The organism is Devosia sp. Root105 (genome assembly GCF_001424865.1).
Lineage (GTDB): Bacteria > Pseudomonadota > Alphaproteobacteria > Rhizobiales > Devosiaceae > Devosia_A.
Map to the genome: position 1 here is coordinate 110401 of NZ_LMCR01000017.1, position 19985 is coordinate 130385.

Genomic DNA, 19985 nt, shown 5'->3' on the forward strand with positions numbered 1-19985 from the left:
AAGGGCTTTGCGGCCTCAAACGGCGCCGATATGTTCGCGCGGAATTCTCGGAGGACAATCCCATGCATAAATCCATCGCAGCCCTCGGGCTCGCGTCCATCCTGGCGCTCGGCGTCTCCTCGGGGGCGCTCGCCGCCGGCGAGAAAGTCTCGGTGATCACCCCGTTCCTCGCGGCGATCGCGACGGGCGAGATGATCGAGGCGTTCAAGGCCAAGGCGACCGAGTATCAGTGGACCGTCGACGTGGTGGACACCGCCGGCGACATGGCGGCCTTTGCCAGCCGCGTCGAGGATGCGACCACCAGCGGCGCCAACGCCATTGTCCTGGTGTCGGTCGACCCGGCGCAGATCCAGGACCAGGTCGACAAGGCCAAGGCGGCGGGCGTGCCTGTCATCACCATCGACGGCGCCAAGAACGCCTCGAGCGTGCTCAACGTCACCTCCGACAACTACGTGCTCGGCGAGACGATGACCAAGTTCCTGTTCGATCAAATCGGCAACAAGGGCAACATCGTGCGCTTCTTCTACTCGGCACACCCGGGCGTGCATCAGCGCGAGCTGGCGCTCGATGCGGCGCTGAAGGCCAACCCTGAGATCAAGCAGGTGGCCGATCACTACGTGGCAGTACCGGGCCAGGTCGATGACAGCCGCGCCGCCATGGATGCGATGCTGCTCGCCAACCCGGGCGACGGCGCCATCAACGCGGTGTGGGCGGCCTGGGACGAGCCGGGGATCGGAGCCAACCTCGCCATCGAGGCGGCGGGCCGCAAGGGCATCGTCATTGCCGGCATCGACGGCAACCCGCAGGCGATCGACCTGATCAAGGCCTGCGGCGCCTATATCGGCACCGTGCGCCAGGGCTTTGGCGAGATGGCCAGCATCGCGGCCGGCGAGCTCAACACCATCCTCGCCGGCGGCAGCGCCAAGGCCGACGAACTCTACGCGCCGGTGGAACTGATCACCCGCGAGAGCCTCGGCGTCACCTGTCCCTGACGTTGCTGGACCTTTCCGGGATCAGCCGGCGCTTCGGCGCAACCCACGCGCTCGAGGACGTGAGCCTCGCCCTTTCCGAGGGCGAGGTGCTTGGGCTTGTCGGGCCGAACGGCGCCGGCAAATCCACGCTGATCAAGCTCATTGCCGGCGCGGATCGACCCGATGCGGGCGAGATCCGCATCGACGGCAGCCTCACGCAGTTTCACTCGGCGCATGATGCCTACGCGGCGGGCATCCGGGTCATCCACCAGGATGCGCCGCTGGTGCCGGGCTTCGATACGGTCGAAAACTGCTATCTCGGCCGCGCCTATCCACGGCGGTTCGGACGGATCGACCGCAAGGCGATGCGCGCGGCGATTGCCGAAGTGGCGGCCGACATCGCGCCGGAGCTCGATCTCGACCTGCCGGTGATGTTCCTGCCGCCGGCCGAGCGGCAGTTCGTGCGGCTGTTGCGGGCGGTGGCCGACAAGGGCCGCCTGCTGATCCTCGACGAGCCGACCGCGGCGTTGCCGGCAGAGGATGCCGAGCGGTTCTATGACGTGCTGCGCCGCACGCGACAGCGCGGCACCTCGATCATCCTGGTCAGCCACCGGCTCGACGAGATCGCCGATTTCTGCGGACGCGCCGTGGTGATCCGCGACGGGCGGATCGTGGCGCGCTTTGCCGAGGGCGAAGTGAAACCCGAGGCGATGATCGCGGCAATGGGCGGCAGCGCCTCGGAGCGCTCGAACCGGGCGACCGACACCAGCGCGCCCAAGATTATCGAGATCGATGGCGTGACGGCAGGCGACCTGACCCGGCCGGCGCGACTTGACGTGCATGCCGGTGAGGTGATCGCGCTTTATGGGCTGGCCGGGTCCGGACGCTCGAGCCTGCTCAACGCGATCTGGGGGGCGATCCCCTGGGTCGGCAAGATGCGGCTCGCCGGTGCGGATTATGCGCCGCGCTCGCCGCGGCAGGCGATTGCCCGGGGCGTGTCGTGCGTGCCGGCCGACCGACATCGCAGCGGGCTGTTCGTCAACGAGGACCTGGTGTTCAACAAGACGCTGCCGCTGCTGTCGGGCTATCGCCGCCTGCGCGGGCTGCCGGTGCCGGATGTGAAGGCCGAAGAGGCGGAGTTTGTTGTCGCTGCCGAGCGGGTGTCGCTCAGTTATCGCGACCCGAAACAGCTGGCGCGGACGTTGTCCGGCGGCAACCAGCAGAAGCTGATCTTTTCGCGCTGGGCCAACCGGCACTCCAAGGTGATGCTGCTCGATGAGCCGACCGAGGGCGTCGACGTGATGGCCAAGGCGACCATCAAGGACATCATCCGGGCCATCGCCGCCGACGGCAATGCGGTGCTGGTTTCGACCTCGGACCGCGACGAGGCGCTGGAACTGGGCGACCGTATCGCGGTGTTCCGGCAGGGCGGCATCGTTAGAGTTTTCACCCGCGCGGAGGCGAGCGCCGAAGCGCTGTCGGCGGCCGCGCAGTCTCGGGAGGCGGCGTGACCCGCACCAATCTCAATCGCTTCGGCACGCTGATCGCCTTCGTGCTGCTCTGCATCGGTTTTTCGATCGCGGCGCCTGCGGCATTCGCGTCGCCGGCCAATGTGTTCAACCTCGTCCAGCAGATGGCGACCCTCGCTATCGTCGCGACCGCGGCGACGCTGGTGATGACCATTTCGGAGTTCGACCTGTCGGTCGGCTTTTCGGCGTCACTGGCGGCGGTGATCTGCTTCGTGCTGTTCGGGCAGGGCTACGACCTGTGGCTGGCGGTGCCGGCAGCGCTGCTGGTGGGGAGCGTCGGCGGTGCCGCCAATGGGGTGCTGGTGGCGCGGTTCGGCATTCCGTCGTTCGTTGCGACGCTGGCGCTCGGCACCATCCTTTCGGGCTTCGCCTTCGGGCTCAGTGGTGGGCAGAGCCTGTTCCAGTCGGTGCCGGATGGCTTCAAGAGCCTGGCGCGCGGCGACGTGTTCGGCATCCCTGTGCTGGGCTTCTGGATCGTCGCGGTGCTGGGGGTCGCGGCGTTCGTCCTGACGCAGACCGAGTTCGGGCGGCGGTTGCGGGCCATCGGCGGCAACGCGCAGGCAGCGCGGCTCGCCGGTCTGCCGATCGTCCGCGACGTCATCGTCACCTTCGCCATTGCCGGCGGGCTCTCGGCTCTCGCCGGGCTGCTGCTGGCGTCGCGACTGGGCAGCGTGCAGCACACCATGGGCGAGCCGCTGCTGCTGCCGGCCTATGCGGCGGTGTTCATCGGCACCACGGCATCGCCCACCGGAGCGCCGACGGTGGCGGGCACGCTGCTGGGCGTCGCCATCACCGGGGTGATGGTCAACGGCATGACCATCGTCGGGGTCGAGCCGTTCGTGCAGAAGATCATGACCGGGGTGATCATTCTCGTGGCGGTGCTGCTGCGCCGGGTGGGGCGGGCGAAATGAGCATCCTGGTGCTCGATTGCGGCAGCTCGGCGCTGAAGGCGACGGTGTTCGCCGACGACGGCGCGGTGATCGCCACCACCGATGCCGGCTACCCCGAGCAGCGTGCGCCGCATCGGCGGGCGCCGGAGGACTGGTGGCGCGCCGCGGTCGAGGCGTTGGGCAGGCTGCCACGCGACGGCGTCACGGCGCTGTCGCTGACCGGGATGATGGAGAACCTGATCGCCGTCGATGCGGTCGGCACGCCAGTGCGGGAGGCGGCGCTCTATTCCGATCCGATCGGGACGGAAGCCTTCGAGGCGGTGGTGGCGCGGCTCGCGGCGGCCGATGCCACGGCGATCCTCGGCAATGCGCCGCGGCCGCTGATGACGGCGTTCAAACTGCTGGCGCTCGGGCCGAAAAACGCCGAATGGGTGCTGCCGGGTTCGAAGGATTTTCTGGCGTTGCGGCTCACCGGCGTCGCGGCCACCGATCCGAGCTGCGCCAGCACCACCGGGCTGATGGATATCGGCACGCGCGACTGGTCGGCTGAGCTGGTCGAACTGCTCGGCATCGATCGCGGCTTGCTGCCCCCGATCCTCGCGGCAGAAACCGTGCTCGGCGGGCTGACGGCTGAGGCCGCGACTGCGCTGGGTCTGCCGGCTGGCATCCCGGTGATCAACGGCTGTGGCGATGCCGCAGCGACGACCATCGGCAGCGGGGCGGAGCAGCCCGATGAGGTCAGCATCTACCTGGGCACCAGCGGTTGGGTGGCGGGTGTCACCGCGCTGACCGAGCGAACGCCGCGGCCATACTATCGGCTGTCGCATCCGCTGCATGGCGGGCTGATCGAGGTGGCGCCGATCTTCTCTGCCGGCGCGGCGGCGCAATGGGCCCGTGACACGCTGAGTCTGACCCTCTCCGAAGCCGAGCGGCTGGCGGGTGAGGCGGATGCTGCACCCGGCGGGGCGCTGTTCCTGCCTTATCTCAACGGCGAGCGCACCCCGTTCGTCGACCTTGAACTCAGGGCCGGGTTCGCCAATGTCGCGGCTAGCGACAGCGCGGCGGCGCTCTACTATGCGGCGCTCGAAGGCGTGGCGTTCGCCATCGCCGCCAATGTGCGGGCCATGGGCGCCGTTGGGCCGGTTTACCTGGTGGGCGGTGGCGCGCAGAGCGCGGTGTGGCCGCAGATCATGGCCGACGTGCTGGGCCGCGAGGTCACGGTGCCGCAATATCCGGTATTGGCCGCGAGCCTCGGCGCCTATCGCGCCGCAGCGAAGGCACTTGGGCTGACCGTCGGCGCCGCGGCGCGGGGCAGGGTTTTCCTGCCGAGGGCCGATCGGGCGGAGCGGATTGCGCGGCAGCAGCAGCGGTTCGAGCGGGCTACAGTGATGCTGCGGGAGCTGGCGCGGGTTTAGGCCGGACTAGATGAACGCCGGTGCGGGCCGACCCCCACCCTTAATCCCTCCCCCTAAGAATGGGGAGGGAGACGGCAGCCTCGATGTCCGTGTGAGGGTCTCCCTCCCCATTCTTAGGGGGAGGGGACAGGGGTGGGGGTCCGCGACCACCAGCCCAGCGGCCAGCTAGTCGCCCGCTTCCGCCGCCAGCATATCACTCAGGTCCCGCGAAAAATGCCTGCGGAACATGGTCAGCTGGGCGGCGCCGAGCGGGGTGGCGCGGGCGCCCAGCGTGCCGGCGACGAGGCGAGGGCGCCTGGCGCCGATGACCACCAGTTCGGCCAGCGACTGCTCGGTTGCCGCCACCAGCCGCTCGATGATCGGCTGCGGGGCGGTGCTGTCGATGATGGCGTGATCGATCTCCAGCACGGCGCCGGTATTGACGATGATCTCGGCGAGGGCGCTGCCCGACGCCTCGACCCATGGGGCGATGTGCGCTTCCCAATCTGCCCATGGCCAGTCGGAGGGGTTGCCGACCGGCAGTTCGATGCCCGCCTTGGCGAGGCGCCGGCCGAGGGCCGTGGTCGAGGCGATGTCGTGGCCGAAGCTGCGATGGCCGTCATGGCCGTTGACCAGCATCGATCCGAGGTTGGCGGAGTTGCCGGTCGGGCCTTCCCACAGCGTGTGTTCGGCGGTGATGCCCGCCCCGAGATAGGTCGAAACGAACAGGTGTACCAGGTTGGCCGGGCGCGGTGGCTGCGACATCACCATTTCGGCGAAGCAGGCGCAGTTGCCGTCATTGAACCAGGTGGTGGCGAGGCCCGTCGCCGCTTCGAGCGCGGCGCGCAGATCGAGGTCACGCCACGCCTCGAGCTGATCAGCCGGCGGGTCGACATTGCCGATCAGGCTACCGAGGTTGCTGGGTGTCGCGAGGCCGACGCCGGCGACGCGTTGCTGCTGCGCGGGGCTGAGCCGGGCAACAAGGCCGGCGATCGCTTCGGCCGCCTCGGCGATGACGGTGGTTGCGTCGGGGTAGGCGAAATCGCGGCGATAGCGGCCGAGATCCTCGCTGCCGAGGTTGATCAGGGTGATGTCGATGTGGTGCCAGGAGATCTCGCAGCCGATGCCATAGGCGCCGGCGTAGTCGAGGTAGAGCGGCGTCGCCGGCTGGCCGCGGCGGCCGCGCAGCACATCGCCACGGGTGATGAGGCCATCATCCTCGAGCTCGGTGACGATCGCCGACGCCGTCTGCGGGGCGAGGCCGGTGCGACGCGACACTTCGGCGTTGGAAATGCCGGGGCTGAAGGTGATGGTGGTGAGCACGGCGCGGCGATTGGCGGCGCGCAGGCTGGCATGTTGCACGCCGCGTCCCGCGGGTTCAAAAAAGTCAGCCAATTCTAAGCCCTCGCCGCAACCCAAATTGACGCCGAAGCAACGCCGCTCAGCCCGAAGTACGGGCTGAGCTTCGATTCCTGCGTCCACAAGTACTAAGTGGGGTGGCGCGGCGGGGCGTCAACCCACGAGATCACTACCAATTGGTCACAGAGCCATCGCGGCGGTGCAGCATGGGTGCCTGCCAGAACTTGAAGCTTTGCTGCTTGATCAGTTCTTCATTGACCTCGATGCCGAGCCCCGGGGCATTGCTGACCGGGTAGTGCGAGCCCTCAAGCCGCGGCTGCACGGGGAAAAACTCGGTATTGTCGAAGCCGAGATGTTCCGCCGGGCTGGAGCGGGTCTCGAGCCAGGAAAAGTTCGGCACCGCTGCCGAGAAGTGAACGGTGGCCGCCGTGCAGATCGGGCCGAGCGGGTTGTGCGGCATCATGTCCACGTAGTGCGCCTCGGACCAGCCGGCGACCTTCATCGATTCGGTCAGGCCGCCGACATTGCACACGTCGATGCGGTTGAACTGATGGATGCCGCGTTCGATGTAGGGCAGGAACTGCCACTTGGACGCAAACTCCTCGCCGATGGCGAAGGGTATGTCGGTGAGGGTGCGCAGCGATTCATAGGCCTCGGGGGTCTCGTCGCGGATCGGCTCCTCGAGAAAGTCGAGCGTGCCGGACGGCATCTTCTGGCAGAAGCTCGCAGCCTCGGCCACGGACAGGCGGTGGTGGAAGTCGATGCCGAGGATGACGTCCTCGCCCAGCTCCTCGCGCGCCTTGACCATCCACTTGGCGGTCTTGCCGATATGCTCACGCGGCTCGTAGACCGTTTCGCCATGACCCGACGGCGACAGCCGCATGGCGTTCCAGCCATGGGCAATCAGCATTTTGGCCTGCTCGATCATTTCGGGGCCGGGTTCGCCCGAGGTGGTGGCGAAGGTCGGGATCTTGTCGCGCTGCTTGCCGCCCAGGAGCTCGTAAACGGGTACTCCCAATGCCTTGCCCTTGATGTCGTAGAGCGCGATGTCGATGGCCGAGATCGCCGCCTGCAGCACGCGGCCGCCCTCGAAATACTGGCTGCGATAGAGCAGCTGCCAGATGTGGCCGATCTTGAACGGGTCCATGCCGATGAGGATCTCGGCGTAGTGCTCGATGGCGCCGACTACTGCCTTTTCGCGACCCGACAGGCCGCTTTCGCCCCAGCCGAAAATGCCCTCGTCGGTCTCGATCTTGACGACGAGCTGGTTACGGATGCCCACCCAGACGGCGTAGGGCTTGATGGCGGTAATCTTCACTTCAATGGCTCCTCAGCGGCGGGGTTGTCCCGCTCGATTGTGAGAGAAGGGGCCCTGATTGGCGGAAGGGAGTCAATTGGACGAGCGAATGAACCGGCGGGGCGAAGCCGGCGTCGACGGCCGGCCCCAGGGCATGGCCGCTCCAGCCGATCGACCGTCGCGGCCCCCGCCTCGCGCTTAGTTGGTCTTGGGCGAGCCACCCAATCTGGCACGCATCCCGCCATCGACCCGCAAGACCTCGCCGGTGATAAAGGAGGCGTTTTCGGAAGCGAGGAACAGCACGGCGCTGGCGACCTCGGACGGGTGGGCCATGCGGCCGAGCGGATGCATGGCGTCGATTTCCGCATACACGGCGGCCGGGTCGGGCGCGGCGTCGACAGCGTTGCGGAGCAGTGGGGTATCGACCGAGCCAGGGGCGATGCCGTTCACGCGCACGCCGTAGGGAGCGTAGTCGACGGCCATCGAGCGGACGAGGCCGATGAGGCCGTGCTTGGACACCGAGTAGGCGGTGACGCCGGCCTGTGAGGCCACACCCTGCACCGAGGAGATGTGGACGACGCTGCCTTTTGAGGCGCGCAACATGGCCATCGAGGCCTTCGAGATGAGGAAGGCGCCCTTGAGGTTGACGTCGAGGGTGCGGTCCCAGAGCGCCTCGTCGGTGGTCTCGACGGTGCCGTAAGTCTGGATACCGGCATTGTGGCTCAATACGTCGAGGCCGCCGAAGCTCTGTTGCGCCATGGCCGCGGCACGGCTGCAGTCGGCGAGGCTGGCGACGGAGCCGACGCAGATCTCGGTGGCTGCGGCCTTGCCCTTGAGCGCGGCCGCGACCTCATCGAGCCCGGCGGCATCGACATCCATCAGTACAAGCTTGGCGCCCTCGGCCGCGAAGGCCTCAGCGACGGCGCGTCCGATGCCCTTGGCCGCGCCGGTGACCAATACACGTTGCATGAAGTCCTCCCTGTTGTTGCCGGGCATATCAGCATCGGAACGGTGCTGGCGAAAGATGGAAACAGGGACTAATAGGCGCCGTCACCCGCCAGCCGGGCGGCCACCGCCCGCAAGCAGCGGCCTGCAACACACCGCCGGTTGTTGTTTGCCGAGGTGTAATAAAGAAGTTCCACCGGTAACCATTTTCGCGGTTCTGCCTATAACGTGATCGGCGAAGTCGTTGCGGCGCGTTGACTTTCGACGTGACAGACGCTTAGTGTTAAAAATGTGTTACAAAGAGGAGGAGGGTAAGATGCCTCATCTTAAACTTGCGTGTGGAACTCTGGCAGCGGTTTCTTTCATGGCTGCCCTGTGGAGCCCGGCTGCGCTGGCGCAGAGCGCTCCGACGGACATTCCTGGCGTTATGTCTGTTTGCGCACCGGTGGTGGGCGAACAGTATGACGGCGACAAGGACCGCTGGGGCCAGTGTATTGCCGCAGTGGACGGTTTCCTCAAGGGCATCGGTGCGCCCTCGGAAGCCGCTAATGAGACGATCGCTGAACTGGTGGCGGCTCTGGTTGAGCTCTACCAGGACGACGAAACTTGTCTGGTAGACCAGACCGAGCTTCCGATCGCAATTGAAACGGCGGCACAGCTTTCGACTGATGGGGTTCAGCAGGCCCAGATCATCGAGATCAGTGCCACGATCAGGGATTGCCAGATTATTACTACGGCGGCGATCCCCGTGCCGGAGCTGGCCAGCGCCAATTAAGGCGCCGGCTATCTGCCTAACCCGATGGCAGGGTCCAGGCCTCATCGCAGGGTGAGGCGAGGATTGGTGTTTGGGCAGTGCCGGGCAGCGGGCCACACGCTGACGGTGCTTATGAGCGGTAGTGCCATTGCGGTGGCGTGCCGTCGATTTTGAAGTTCGGCCGAGCTACTGGCTGAGCGCCGCGTTCCCGAGGGCGGGAGAGGATGTAGTCGCTTGGCGGATGCAGCCGAGTGCTTTGGGCTAGGCGACGGAGCAAAACTTGCGTGTCTTTCTTTCGTCCGAGATCGGGGATGTGGTCCCGATCGATCGCGCGTTCACCAGGCGGGTACCGCAACATGGCCTGCCGCTGGCTTTGAACAACGGAATCCCGGTGATCGCGGCGAGGCCGCCACGGGCGACCGTTCAGGATATCCTCAAGCGAACCATCGACATCGTGCTTTCGGCGGGGGCGCTGATCGCGCTGTCGCCGACGCTGCTGATGCTGGCGATCGCCATCAAGCTTTCCAGTCCCGGGCCGGTGCTGTTCCGGCAATGGCGCCACGGCCGCAATGGCGTGCCGTTCCGCATCTACAAATTCCGCACCATGCGGACAGACGCCTGCGATCCGACCGGGGTGCGACAGGTGACGACCGGCGACCCCGGGGTGACGCCGCTTGGGCGCTTCATGCGCTCGCGCAGCCTCGACGAGTTGCCGCAGCTGTTCAATGTGCTCAGGGGCGACATGTCGCTGGTCGGACCGCGCCCGCATGCCATCGGCATGAAGGCAGCGGGCGTGGTCTATGAGGACCTGGTGCCTTACTATGAGCTGCGGCACGCAGTGCGGCCAGGCCTGTCGGGTTGGGCTCAGGCCAATGGCCTGCGCGGACCGACGACCGATGCGCAGTCTTCGTGCAGCCGGATCGATCACGACCTGGCCTATATCCAGAATCAGTCGCTTGGCCTCGACCTCAAGATCATCTGGATGACGATCAAGAGCGAGTTTCTCTCCGGCTCCGGCAACTGACGGACGTCGGGCGGCCCGGCGCCCCGCGCGTGGAGGCCAGCCCCCTGTCGCACCATTGCGCGGCCTTCATCGTCGTTTGGCGATGGAGTGCTCTTTTCTTTTCGCTCCGATCCGCCTAGAGCATTTCCATCGTCTCGCTGAGACGACGGAATGCTCCAGGTTATCGGCTTGGTCGCGCTTTCGAGGTGGAAAAGTCTCACGACTTTTCCTGCAGGCGCTCCAGGACGTGTCGGGCGAGTGAAGGGAAGCGTGATGCCGAAGACCGACATTGCCCGGCGGGTTTACAACCATACCTGGAAGCTCGATCCGATCGTCAGAAGCCTGCTCGATACGGATTTCTACAAGCTATTGATGCTGCAGATGATCTGGGGGCTCTACCCCAAAGTCGACGCCACCTTCTCGCTGATCAACCGCAAGACCTCAGTCCGTCTCGCCGACGATATCGACGAGGGCGAACTGCGCGCGCAACTCGACCATGCGCGGACCCTCCGCTTCGGCAAGAAGGAGATGATCTGGCTGGCGGGTAACAGCTTTTATGGCTCGAAGCAGATTTTCTCGCCCGAGTTCCTGCGCTGGCTCGAGGGGTTCCGGCTGCCGGATTACCACCTCGAAAAGCGCGACGGGCAGTTTGAGCTGACCTTCCACGGCAAGTGGATCGAGACCACGATGTGGGAGATCCCGGCGCTCGCCATCATCAATGAACTGCGCAGTCGTGCCGCGTTGAAGGCCTATGGGCCGTTCGCGCTCGACGTCGTCTATGCGCGGGCCAAGGCCAAGATGTGGGAGAAGGTGGAGCGGCTGAAATTGCTCCCTGAGCTCCGCATCTCGGATTTCGGCACCCGTCGCCGGCACTCGTTCCTGTGGCAGCGCTGGTGCGTCGAGGCGCTGAAGGAAGGGCTGGGGCTCGAAGTGTTTACCGGCACGTCGAACGTGCTGCTGGCCATGGACAACGACCTTGAGGCACTGGGCACCAACGCGCATGAGCTGCCCATGGTGCTGGCGGCAATCGCGCCGAACGAGGAAGCGCTGAAACAGACGCCGTACCAGGTGCTGCAGGATTGGGAGAGCTACTATGGCGGCAATCTCAAGATCGTCCTGCCCGACGCCTTCGGTACCGATGCGTTCCTCAGGCATGCGCCCGACTGGGTGGCGGACTGGACCGGCTTCCGGCCGGACAGTGCGCCCGCCATCGAGGGCGGCGAGAAGATCATCAAGTGGTGGCAGGAACGCGGGCGCGACCCGCGCGACAAGCTGCTGATCTTCTCCGATGGGCTGGACGTCGACATGATCGAGGAAGCCTATCACCACTTCCATGGCCGGGTGCGCATGGCCTTCGGCTGGGGCACCAACCTCACCAACGATTTCTCGGGCTGTTCGCCGTGGCCCAACCCGCAGCTTGAGCCGATCTCGCTGGTGTGCAAGGTGAGCGAGGCGGATGGCCGTCCGGCGGTGAAGCTCTCGGACAATCCGGAGAAGGCCACCGGCGATGCGGCAGAAATCCGCCGCTACATCAGGATCTTCGGCGACAAGGGCCGGGTTTCCCACAAAGTTACCGTCTGACAGACGCTGTTTTTCGTCGCGGGAATCGAATCGGAAGAGTCTCACAGCTTTCCCTGATCCCGCTTGGTTATCTGAGGTCTTATGCATTACTCCGCCTGTATCGAGTGGCTGTTCGCCACCGAAGAACCTGATGTTGCCAACCGGGTCCGCGCGGCCAAGGCCGCGGGGCTCGACGCTGTCGAGTTCTGGCGTTTCTCCAACAAGGATTGCGACGCCATCAAGCTGGCGCTCGACGAAACCGGGCTGACGCTGGCCGGGATTCTGTGTGAGCCGATCGCGCCGCTGACCAATCCGGAATCGCACCAGTGGTTCCTCGAGGGGGTGCGCACCTCGCTGGCGGCGGCGCTGCAGCTGGGCGCCAGGGTGATCATCGCCCAGGCCGGCGACAACCAGCCCGGCATGGCGCGCGCGGCGCAGCATGCGGCGATCGTCAAGGTGCTGAAGGAAGCCGCCAGAATCCTCGAGGGCTCGGACGTGGTGCTGGCGCTGGAGCCGCTCAACGACCGCGTGGATCACCCGGGCTATTACCTCACCTCGACCGAGGAAGGGCTCGACATCGTCGACGAGGTGGGCCGGCCCGAAATCAAGCTGCTCTATGACATCTACCACGCGGCCGTGATGGGCGAGGAAATCGAGGTGCTGGCCGGCCGGCTCGATCGCGTCGTGCATGTGCATCTTGCCGATACACCGGGCCGCGGCGAGCCGGGCAGCGGTCGCATGGACTATGCCGAGCGGCTCGAATGGCTAAAGGCGCAGGGCTATGACGGGCTGATCGGGCTCGAGTACAAGCCGAGCAGGCCGACGGTCGAGACGCTGAAGTTCCGCGATGCGGTGTAAGCCGAAAATGAACGGAACGGAGATGGGGCGCTCAGCGTGAGTTAAGCTTGGGTGTGACAGCGTCGTGGCCATCCAGGAGGAGGTCCAGATGCGCTCTCCCACTCGACTCCAGCTTATCCGCAGCCTCGCTTTTTGCGTCGGCATACTTGTCGCCGGCGCAGCGCTAGCCGCTCCCAAGGACAACGCGGCAAAGTCCGATTGCCTGCAGAAGGCGCTGGTGCAGTTCAATATCGATGATGCGGGTTGTGCGATCTACCCGCTCACCTCGGTGATCTATGGCGAGTGCAAGGTTCGCGTCGCGCGGGCCTACCAGATTGCCATGGCCAACTGCGTGCTCGACACGCCGTCATCAAGTAGCCGGCCGCAACTGCGCAACCCGGGCAGGCTGACCATCAAGCAGTAGCCGGTCAGTCCCCGGCTTCGCCCCTCAGCCAATAGCCGGCGGCCCGGATGTAGTCGTTGTTGAAACCGCGGGCGACGAGGTGGTGGCGCAGCGCCTTGGCCATCTGTGCCTCACCGGCGACGAAGGCAAAACCTTCGCCGCGTGGGAAGCCGATCTCGGCGACTGTGGGCAGGATCAGGTTGTCGGCGCCGGCCTCGCGGCCATTGCGGTGGATCCAGTGGATCGCCACCGGAGAGCTGGTTTCGAAGCGCTGCTCGTCGGCGGCCTCGGGCACTTCGATGATGGCGATAGCAGGCTTATTGGCGGGCAGTTCCTCGATGCGGCGGCCAATGGCGGGCAGCGCGGTCTCGTCGCCGGCAATGAAGTACCAGTCGAACGCCTCGGGGACACGGATGGTGCCGCGCGGACCACCGATCATCAACTGGTCGCCGGGCCTGGCGGCCGCCGCCCAGCCTGAGGCTGGGCCATCGCCATGCAGCACGAAGTCGAGGTCGAGGGTCAGCGCTGCGGCATCGAAGTAGCGCGGCGTGTATTCGCGCACGAACGGCTTTGCCACCTCGTCGGGCCAGACGAGGCCATCGGGATGGCGCTCAGGGCGGGGGAGCGGCTTGCCGTCGGAGGGCAGGAAGACCTTGACGTGGTCGGCGTGCCCCGGGGACTGAAAGCCCTCGAGTTCCGGGCCGGTCAGCCGGATCCGGCGCATATGCGGGGTGAGGTCGACGACCGAGGCGACGTCGAGGATGCGGATGCGGGTTTCGAGCCGGATGCGCTCGAGCGATCTATTTATGACTTCCATAGTCAAGATTTAGCCGAGGCCGATCCGATCGGTCAAGTGAACACCCCGTAAGCTGTGATTGTTCGATCGAAACAAACAATCCCTTGCGCCGATGGTGCGCTATTCGAGTGAATGCCGGTGCCCTATCTCTACTGCCGAAGCGACCGGCAAAGGCCGGCACAGGAGCGCGATCGGCAAGAGCCGACGCAAGGAGTTAGCGATGATCACTCAGATCAAGGGCCTGCACCACGTTACTTCGATGGCGCGCGATGCGGCCGAGAACAACCACTTCTTTTCGAAGACGCTCGGCCTGCGCCGGGTCAAGCAGACGGTCAATTTTGACGCGCCCGATGTCTATCACCTCTATTACGGTGATGAGGTCGGCACGCCGGGCACGGTGATGACGCACTTTCCGTTCCCGCACATCGCCCGTGGCCGGCCTGGCGTCGGCGAGGTCGGCACCACGGTGTTCTCGGTGCCTGAGGGTTCGCTCGGCTACTGGCAGGAGCGGCTGGCGGCGGATCGCGTCGGGGATCTCGAACTCTCCGAAAGCTTCGGCGAGAAGCGCCTGAGCTTCCGGGCGCCGGAGGGCGATGCGCTGGCCCTGGTCGAGAATGCTGCCGATACGCGGCTGCCGTGGACTGGCAATGGCGTCGATGCCGAGCATGCGATCCGTGGCTTCCATTCGGCCTCGCTGCGGCTGCGCGATGGCGGCGCCACTGAAGAGCTGCTGAAGTTCATGGGCTACCAGAACGCCGAAAGCTCGGAGAACATCCACCGGCTGATCCGGCCGGATGGCAACCCGGCCAACAGCATCGACATCGAGGTGCTGCCTGATGCCAACCGGGCCGATCTCGGCGCGGGCTCGGTACACCACATCGCCTTCGCAGTGGAGAACCGGGCGGCGCAGCTCGAAGTGCGCAAGGCCTTGCTGGACACCGGCTACCAGGTGACGCCTGTGATCGACCGCGACTATTTCTGGGCGATCTATTTCCGGACCCCGGGCGGTGTGCTGTTCGAGATCGCGACGAACGAACCCGGCTTCGACCGGGACGAGGACACCGCGCACCTGGGTGAAGCGCTGAAGCTGCCCAAGCAGCACGAGCACCTGAGAAGCACGCTGGAGCAGACGCTGCAGCCGCTCGAAGAGAAGGAGCCGGCATGATGGCCGAGACGATCGACAGCTACGTCAACGTGGATATCCCCGGCGCATCCTCGGATGCGCCGGCCTTCTACCTGTTGCACGGTACCGGCGGCGACGAACATCAGTTCACCGACCTCGCGGCCGAACTGAAGCCCGGGGCGCGACGCATCGGGGTGCGCGGCGACGTCTCCGAAGGCGGAGCGCTACGCTACTTCAAGCGCGTCGGCGAGGGCCGCTACGACATGGCGGACCTGGCGCGGGCGACCAGGAAGCTCGCGGGCTTTGTCGGCGCCAGCAAGGGGAACGCGAAGGAAGTGCTCGGACTGGGGTATTCGAACGGGGCGAATATCCTCGCCTCGGTCTTGTTCGAGGCGCCGGAACAGTTCGACGTGGCGGTGCTGATGCACCCGCTGATCCCGTTCACCCCCAAGCCGCAACCGGGACTGAAGGGTAAGCGGATCATCATCACGGCCGGCCGGCGTGACCCTATCGCGCCGGTGCATTCGGCGGAGTTGCTCTCGGCCTACTTCAAGGAGCAGGGCGCCGAGGTATCGCTGTTCTGGCACGAAGGCGGCCACGAAATCCGCCGCGAGGAACTGCTCGCGGTGCGGGATTTCCTGGCGTGAGATCGGCAGTCGGCAATAGGCAGTCGGCAATCGTGTTGCAGGGATAGGTGCCCAGTGGCAGGGCTTCCCGACTGCCGACTGCCGACTGCCGACTGCTGTCTCCCCTATCAGATCAACCCGTGCTCCTGCATCGCCTGCTGCTCGTCGGGGGTGATGTAAGCGAAGATCTTGGGCGTATCGCCGGCGACGTTGAGGAAGTAGCGGTTGGCGAAGCCGACTGTGCCGGTCTTGCCGTCCCGCCTGCGCTTGTAGTCGAACTCCCAGTCGACCGTCGCCATGACGTTGGCGTCATCGAGTTCAGTGACATTGACGCCGGTGATCCGCATGGCAGTGCCACCGACGTTGCGGTATTTGGCAAAGCCCTGGCCGATCATGTTCCTGAACTCGGTATTGTTGGCGCCGCCCATCACGCCCTGCGGGCTCGATTCGACCAGGTAGGGCGCGAAGCTTGCCACGGTGCCGTCGACATCCTCGACGGGCGGATCCTGCAGCGCAGCGTTGCTGCGTTTGGCATAAGCCTCAAAGAAGCTCTTGATATCGGTGCCTTGTTTCAGCATTGGCCTTCTCCTTGTACCTGACCAATGCTCCCGGGGCGGATCGGTTGCCTCGCGCCGGCTCGCCGGCCGGCGCCACTCACCCGGTGGCGCATAGAACCACATCAGCCGACGAAGTCGACGGGCACGCCGGGTTTCACCATCTTCGCCAACTCATTGGCATCCCAGTTGGTCAGCCGCACGCAGCCATGCGAGCCGGTCTTGTCGATGAGAGATGGTTCCGGGGTGCCGTGGATGCCGAAGGTCGGCTCGCTCAGGTCGATCCACATCGAGCCGACCGGACCGTTCGGACCGGGCGGGATGGTGAGCACTTCGGTGTTCTCGCCCTGCTGGAAGTTGACCTTGGGGTTGTAGGTGTACTCCGGCATCGGGGCGACGCCTTCGACGATGTGGGTGCCCGACGGAGAGGGGTTCTCTTCCGAGCCGATGGTGGCGGGATAAGCGGCAAGCAGCCGATCGTCGGCGCTATAGGCACGAACCTGGCGCAGTGACTTGTCGGCCTCGATGCGCACGACCTCGCCTTTGAGATCGGGGCCATAGGCGGCGACGTAGATCGGTTCGCCGACCGTGTAACCGGCGCCGGGATTGAGCGCCTTCAGGAGGTCGATATCCATATGGAAGCGCTCGGCCAGCGACTCCTCGATCGAGGCGTAGCCGAGGAACCTGCGCTTCGCCTGTTCGGCATAGTCCCTGGGGATCGGCTCGCCGATGGCGTTGAGGTCATCGGCGATGATGGCGTAGTCGCCGATCACCGGCCCGCCGGTTTCGAGCGCCGCCAGCACCTCGGGGTCGAGCGCCCCGTCGGGCGGCAGCCCGCGCATCAGCTCGAAGGCCAGCACGGCCTTGCGGACATTGTCGCCATCGAAACCATCGATGACGCCCGGCGAGGCGCCGGCACGATCGAGCAGCACCTGCAGGCGGATCACGGCCGGGTCGGGGTGACGCTCGACCGCAACTGCGGGATCGGCCGGCGCGACGGTCGCATAGATCGCGGCGATGGTCGAGATGTCGGCCGCGTTCACCGCCTCGGCAGTCAGTGGAGGGATCGGCAGGGCTACCGCCTCCTGCGCGTGGGCAGCGGCAGCGGTAAGGGCAAAAGCGAGGATGGCGAGCGCGCGGCGCATGGTTTCCAATTCCTTTAGGGAACAGGAAAGCGCGCCAGCGGGCTACAAGTTGCCTCAGCGCCCCCTTGGAGGCGCCGGATGGTTAGCATTTGGCTAAAAAGCGACCGGCAGGACGAGGGCGAAGCCCACGCCGGGAGGCAGTCGCCGAGGTCAGGCCTGCAGGTCGGCCCATTCGGGGTGGCGGCGGAACTGCGCCACGACGTAGGAGCAGACCGGTACGATCTTGCTGCCGGTGGCGCGGGCGTCGGCGATGGCGGTTTCCACCAGCTTCAGCGCCAGGCCGAGGTTGCGATGCTGCGGCGGCACGCCGGTATGGTCGGCAATGATGGTGTTGGCGTCGCGGCGCTGATAGGTCATTTCGGCTTCGGAGCCGTCGGGGAGATAGACCACGTAGCGGCCACGGCCGTTGGCTTCTTCGTGCTCGACGGGGAGTTCGTCAGACATAGCTGGCCTTTCAGTTCGGCGGCGGGTGAGCGCCGGTAATGCATGTCATATGGGGTGGCAGCGGACAGGCGGAAGGGCGGTGGGGGCAGGTCAGATCTGCGTCATCGGCTCACCCAGTTCGGGGAACAGACGCCGCTCATTGAGGAACGGGTGCACCGCCAGGGCTGCGGCCATGTCCTTGAGCGCCAGCGCCCGCTTGCCCAGCTGCAGGTACATCAGGGCGCGCCCGGAGAGGGCGCCGAAGTGGCGCGGCTCGAGGGCCAGCACTTTCTCGCAATCGGCGATCGAGGCGTCGAAATCGCCCAGCGTGTAATAGATGGTGGCCCTTTGGTTCCAGCCTTCGGCATAATCGGGATAGTCGGCGATCAGCTTGTCGAGCAGGCGCAGTGCGCCGGCCGCGTCGCCCATGCCGCGCGCCGTCAGCACCTCGCGCATGCGGCCAGCGAGGATCGGGTCGGACGGGGTGGTCCAATAGGTCCAGATCTGCGCATCGATCGCCTGTGCGGTTTCGGCATTCGGCGCCACACGCAACTGGGCGAACAGCTTGTCGATGGCGGCGCGGTCGGCGGCGTCGTCGGCGAAAGCCGGGCCTGCCGCGAGCAGCAGCATGAGCCCCATCAAGAGGCGCGTCAGGATCGAAGCGAGCCGACGTGGGATGTGCAGCATCGCGCAATATTCGACCTCATGCCGGCGCGGCGCAAGTAGGAGTTAGTGCTCCGCCTCGCGCTTCTGCCAGCGAGCGGCGATGCTGCGGCCGAAGGCGCCGAGATAGGGCGCGGCGGCGAGCAGGATCGACCGCCAGTAATGCAGCAGGAGGAACAGCACGACCAGCACCAGCGCGCCGACGATGATCACCAGCTCGAGGCTCAGCCCCATGGATTTCAGCCAGGCCGAGAGCAGCATGCCGGGAAGGATATGCGCCGCGGCCCAGACGAAGGCCGAGGTGACGTTGATGACGGAGAAGTGCCGGTAGTTCATGCCGAACATGCCGGCAATGCCGGGGACGACCGCCTTCACCCCCGGGATGAACCGCCCGATGAACACCGACTTCCCGCCGTGCCGGGCAAAGAAGGCTTCGCCGCGAGCGATCAGTGGCAGGTGGTTGCGGAACGGCCAGAGCGTCTTGATCCGGCCCTCGAGCCAGAAGCCGAGCGTATAGGAGATCGCATCGCCGACCACGGCGCCGAGCACCGCGGCAAGGTAGATCTCCCAGAACGGCAGCTTACCCTCAGCGATCAGCCCGCCGGCCAGCAGCAGCACCGGGGTCGAGGGGATGAACAGGCCGAGGATGAACACCGCCTCGGTGGCGGCGATCAGAAAGATGAACCACAGGCTGAGCCAGAAATTGCCCGAGATGGTTTCGAGCACCATCTCCAGCCAGCCAGTGAGCGCAGTGAAAATCTCAAGCATCGGCCCTCAATAGCGAGCCGACGTGAGAGCCAGATGACAGGGGTTTGAGAGGCTTTCCTAGTGCCCGGCCTCGGGCTTCTGCCAGCGGGCCTGCAGCGAGCGGCCGAACTCGCCCATGAACGGGGCGAAGACGAGGAGGATGCGCTTCCAGAAGTGGACGACGAGGAAGGCCACGGTCAAGACGATGGCGCCGACGATGATCACCATCTCAAGGCTCAGCCCGATGGACTTGAGCCAGCCGGTGAGCAGCACACCGGGCAGGATATGCACGGCCGCCCAGACGAAAGCGGAGATGACGTTGATCACCGAGAAGTGCCGGTAGGGCATGCTCATCATGCCGGCGACGCCGGGGATGACGGCTTTGACGCCGGTGATGAAGCGGCCGATGAAAATCGCCTTGCCGCCATGGCGAGCGAAGAACACTTCGCCCTGCTCGATCAGTTTCAGGTGGTTCTTGAACGGCCAGACCGTTCGGATCTTGTCCTTGAGCAGGTAACCGACGGTGTAGGAAATGGCGTCGCCGATAATGGCGCCGAGCACCGCGGCAAAGAAGATCGGCCAGAAGGGCAGGCTGCCCTGCGCGATCAGGCCGCCGGTCAGCAGCAGGATGGGGAGCGACGGCACCAGCAGGCCGAGGATGAACACGGCCTCACCGATGCAGACGAGGAAGATGAACAGCAGCGAAAGCCAGAAATTGTCGGAGATGCCCTGCAGGAACAGCTCGAGCCAGGTCGAGATGGAGTGAAGAAATTCGAACATAGGCTCCTGGAAGCTCCCCTGGAATAAGGCGCGGAGCCCCAAGCCCCACGCAGCAGCGTGTCATGAATGGCCGGGCGCCACCAGCCGCCATGGGCACCCGCTTTGCGACTATTTGAAGAGGGGTGCATGAACTCCGCGTGAACGTGGTAGAGCATGTAAATTGTCGCGCTTTCGAAGCGGAAAAGT

General features: G+C 65.6%; 21 protein-coding genes. 11 read left to right on the forward strand and 10 right to left on the reverse strand.

What is annotated here, in order from left to right:
- Positions 1-62: 62 nt before the first annotated feature.
- The 4 genes from ASC68_RS19030 to ASC68_RS19045 are packed head-to-tail and all read left to right on the forward strand — an operon-like array spanning position 63 to position 4805.
- Entirely contained in the window at positions 63-992 is a 930-nt protein-coding gene (locus ASC68_RS19030; RefSeq protein ID WP_055882803.1) for a substrate-binding domain-containing protein, read from the forward strand.
- Between the two features lie 2 nt (positions 993-994).
- Positions 995-2482: a sugar ABC transporter ATP-binding protein gene (locus ASC68_RS28715; protein ID WP_055882805.1), complete on the forward strand. Its 1488-nt coding sequence runs from the start codon at positions 995-997 to the stop codon at positions 2480-2482.
- Complete coding sequence (locus ASC68_RS19040) at positions 2479-3411, forward strand: ABC transporter permease (protein ID WP_055882806.1); 933 nt, start codon at positions 2479-2481, stop codon at positions 3409-3411. Before ASC68_RS28715 ends, ASC68_RS19040 begins: the two co-directional genes overlap by 4 nt.
- Positions 3408-4805 carry an FGGY-family carbohydrate kinase gene (locus ASC68_RS19045; protein WP_055882808.1) on the forward strand — a complete coding sequence of 466 codons (1398 nt, stop codon included), beginning with the start codon at positions 3408-3410 and terminating at the stop codon, positions 4803-4805. Before ASC68_RS19040 ends, ASC68_RS19045 begins: the two co-directional genes overlap by 4 nt.
- Positions 4806-4970: 165 nt before the next feature.
- Here the strand turns inward: ASC68_RS19045 and ASC68_RS19050 are convergent, their stop codons facing one another.
- The 3 genes from ASC68_RS19050 to ASC68_RS19060 form a co-directional block, all read right to left on the reverse strand.
- Positions 4971-6146: an ROK family transcriptional regulator gene (locus tag ASC68_RS19050; RefSeq protein ID WP_197421307.1), complete on the reverse strand. Its 1176-nt coding sequence runs from the start codon at positions 6144-6146 to the stop codon at positions 4971-4973.
- A 166-nt stretch (positions 6147-6312) separates the two neighbouring features.
- Positions 6313-7461 (reverse strand): mandelate racemase/muconate lactonizing enzyme family protein, encoded by a 1149-nt coding sequence (locus ASC68_RS19055; protein ID WP_055882812.1) that lies wholly within the window; start codon positions 7459-7461, stop codon positions 6313-6315.
- A 177-nt stretch (positions 7462-7638) separates the two neighbouring features.
- A complete protein-coding gene (locus tag ASC68_RS19060) occupies positions 7639-8409 on the reverse strand; it encodes an SDR family NAD(P)-dependent oxidoreductase (RefSeq protein WP_055882814.1) in 771 nt (256 codons plus the stop codon).
- Positions 8410-8701: 292 nt separating this feature from the next.
- Between ASC68_RS19060 and ASC68_RS19065 the strand changes: the two genes are divergently transcribed.
- From ASC68_RS19065 to ASC68_RS19085, 5 genes are all read left to right on the forward strand, one after another.
- Positions 8702-9160: a hypothetical protein gene (locus tag ASC68_RS19065; protein WP_055882816.1), complete on the forward strand. Its 459-nt coding sequence runs from the start codon at positions 8702-8704 to the stop codon at positions 9158-9160.
- A gap of 259 nt (positions 9161-9419) precedes the next feature.
- Positions 9420-10163 (forward strand): sugar transferase, encoded by a 744-nt coding sequence (locus ASC68_RS19070; protein WP_082528297.1) that lies wholly within the window; start codon positions 9420-9422, stop codon positions 10161-10163.
- 252 nt (positions 10164-10415) lie between these two features.
- Complete coding sequence (gene pncB / locus ASC68_RS19075) at positions 10416-11723, forward strand: nicotinate phosphoribosyltransferase (RefSeq protein WP_055882818.1); 1308 nt, start codon at positions 10416-10418, stop codon at positions 11721-11723.
- Between the two features lie 81 nt (positions 11724-11804).
- Entirely contained in the window at positions 11805-12560 is a 756-nt protein-coding gene (locus ASC68_RS19080; RefSeq protein WP_055882819.1) for a TIM barrel protein, read from the forward strand.
- 88 nt (positions 12561-12648) lie between these two features.
- Positions 12649-12963 (forward strand): hypothetical protein, encoded by a 315-nt coding sequence (locus ASC68_RS19085; protein WP_055882821.1) that lies wholly within the window; start codon positions 12649-12651, stop codon positions 12961-12963.
- A gap of 4 nt (positions 12964-12967) precedes the next feature.
- Here the strand turns inward: ASC68_RS19085 and ASC68_RS19090 are convergent, their stop codons facing one another.
- Positions 12968-13759, reverse strand: a complete 792-nt coding sequence (locus tag ASC68_RS19090) for a siderophore-interacting protein (protein WP_055882823.1) — start codon at positions 13757-13759, stop codon at positions 12968-12970.
- Positions 13760-13958: 199 nt separating this feature from the next.
- Here ASC68_RS19090 and ASC68_RS19095 point away from each other — a divergent pair, with 199 nt between their 5' ends.
- Both ASC68_RS19095 and ASC68_RS19100 read left to right on the forward strand, forming a co-directional pair.
- Positions 13959-14903, forward strand: a complete 945-nt coding sequence (locus ASC68_RS19095) for a VOC family protein (RefSeq protein ID WP_055882824.1) — start codon at positions 13959-13961, stop codon at positions 14901-14903.
- Positions 14903-15508, forward strand: a complete 606-nt coding sequence (locus tag ASC68_RS19100) for an alpha/beta hydrolase (protein ID WP_055882826.1) — start codon at positions 14903-14905, stop codon at positions 15506-15508. The genes ASC68_RS19095 and ASC68_RS19100 overlap by 1 nt, the downstream gene beginning before the upstream one ends.
- Before the next feature lie 107 nt (positions 15509-15615).
- Here ASC68_RS19100 and ASC68_RS19105 read toward each other — a convergent pair whose 3' ends face one another.
- From ASC68_RS19105 to ASC68_RS19130, 6 genes are all read right to left on the reverse strand, one after another.
- Positions 15616-16065, reverse strand: coding sequence for a hypothetical protein (locus ASC68_RS19105; RefSeq protein WP_055882828.1), 450 nt, complete (start codon positions 16063-16065; stop codon positions 15616-15618).
- 101 nt (positions 16066-16166) lie between these two features.
- A complete protein-coding gene (locus ASC68_RS19110) occupies positions 16167-17186 on the reverse strand; it encodes a L,D-transpeptidase (protein WP_055882830.1) in 1020 nt (339 codons plus the stop codon).
- 150 nt (positions 17187-17336) lie between these two features.
- The gene (locus ASC68_RS19115; RefSeq protein WP_055882832.1) at positions 17337-17630 is read right to left on the reverse strand and encodes a GNAT family N-acetyltransferase; all 294 of its coding nucleotides are present in this window, start codon (positions 17628-17630) and stop codon (positions 17337-17339) included.
- Between the two features lie 90 nt (positions 17631-17720).
- Positions 17721-18296 (reverse strand): tetratricopeptide repeat protein, encoded by a 576-nt coding sequence (locus ASC68_RS19120; RefSeq protein WP_055882833.1) that lies wholly within the window; start codon positions 18294-18296, stop codon positions 17721-17723.
- A 42-nt stretch (positions 18297-18338) separates the two neighbouring features.
- Positions 18339-19040 (reverse strand): DedA family protein, encoded by a 702-nt coding sequence (locus tag ASC68_RS19125; RefSeq protein ID WP_055882835.1) that lies wholly within the window; start codon positions 19038-19040, stop codon positions 18339-18341.
- A gap of 57 nt (positions 19041-19097) precedes the next feature.
- Positions 19098-19799 (reverse strand): DedA family protein, encoded by a 702-nt coding sequence (locus ASC68_RS19130; protein WP_055882837.1) that lies wholly within the window; start codon positions 19797-19799, stop codon positions 19098-19100.
- Between the last annotated feature and the right edge of the window lie 186 nt (positions 19800-19985).

What these genes read in the sequence shown, in the direction of transcription:
- ASC68_RS19030 (WP_055882803.1), top strand. Translation starts at nt 63, where the DNA reads ATGCATAAATCCATCGCAGCCCTCGGGCTCGCGTCCATCCTGGCGCTC.
- ASC68_RS19045 (WP_055882808.1), top strand. Translation starts at nt 3,408, where the DNA reads ATGAGCATCCTGGTGCTCGATTGCGGCAGCTCGGCGCTGAAGGCGACG.
- ASC68_RS19060 (WP_055882814.1), bottom strand. Translation starts at nt 8,409, where the DNA reads ATGCAACGTGTATTGGTCACCGGCGCGGCCAAGGGCATCGGACGCGCC.
- ASC68_RS19065 (WP_055882816.1), top strand. Translation starts at nt 8,702, where the DNA reads ATGCCTCATCTTAAACTTGCGTGTGGAACTCTGGCAGCGGTTTCTTTC.
- pncB (WP_055882818.1), top strand. Translation starts at nt 10,416, where the DNA reads ATGCCGAAGACCGACATTGCCCGGCGGGTTTACAACCATACCTGGAAG.
- ASC68_RS19080 (WP_055882819.1), top strand. Translation starts at nt 11,805, where the DNA reads ATGCATTACTCCGCCTGTATCGAGTGGCTGTTCGCCACCGAAGAACCT.
- ASC68_RS19085 (WP_055882821.1), top strand. Translation starts at nt 12,649, where the DNA reads ATGCGCTCTCCCACTCGACTCCAGCTTATCCGCAGCCTCGCTTTTTGC.
- ASC68_RS19090 (WP_055882823.1), bottom strand. Translation starts at nt 13,759, where the DNA reads ATGGAAGTCATAAATAGATCGCTCGAGCGCATCCGGCTCGAAACCCGC.
- ASC68_RS19095 (WP_055882824.1), top strand. Translation starts at nt 13,959, where the DNA reads ATGATCACTCAGATCAAGGGCCTGCACCACGTTACTTCGATGGCGCGC.
- ASC68_RS19100 (WP_055882826.1), top strand. Translation starts at nt 14,903, where the DNA reads ATGGCCGAGACGATCGACAGCTACGTCAACGTGGATATCCCCGGCGCA.
- ASC68_RS19105 (WP_055882828.1), bottom strand. Translation starts at nt 16,065, where the DNA reads ATGCTGAAACAAGGCACCGATATCAAGAGCTTCTTTGAGGCTTATGCC.
- ASC68_RS19110 (WP_055882830.1), bottom strand. Translation starts at nt 17,186, where the DNA reads ATGCGCCGCGCGCTCGCCATCCTCGCTTTTGCCCTTACCGCTGCCGCT.
- ASC68_RS19115 (WP_055882832.1), bottom strand. Translation starts at nt 17,630, where the DNA reads ATGTCTGACGAACTCCCCGTCGAGCACGAAGAAGCCAACGGCCGTGGC.
- ASC68_RS19120 (WP_055882833.1), bottom strand. Translation starts at nt 18,296, where the DNA reads ATGCTGCACATCCCACGTCGGCTCGCTTCGATCCTGACGCGCCTCTTG.
- ASC68_RS19125 (WP_055882835.1), bottom strand. Translation starts at nt 19,040, where the DNA reads ATGCTTGAGATTTTCACTGCGCTCACTGGCTGGCTGGAGATGGTGCTC.
- ASC68_RS19130 (WP_055882837.1), bottom strand. Translation starts at nt 19,799, where the DNA reads ATGTTCGAATTTCTTCACTCCATCTCGACCTGGCTCGAGCTGTTCCTG.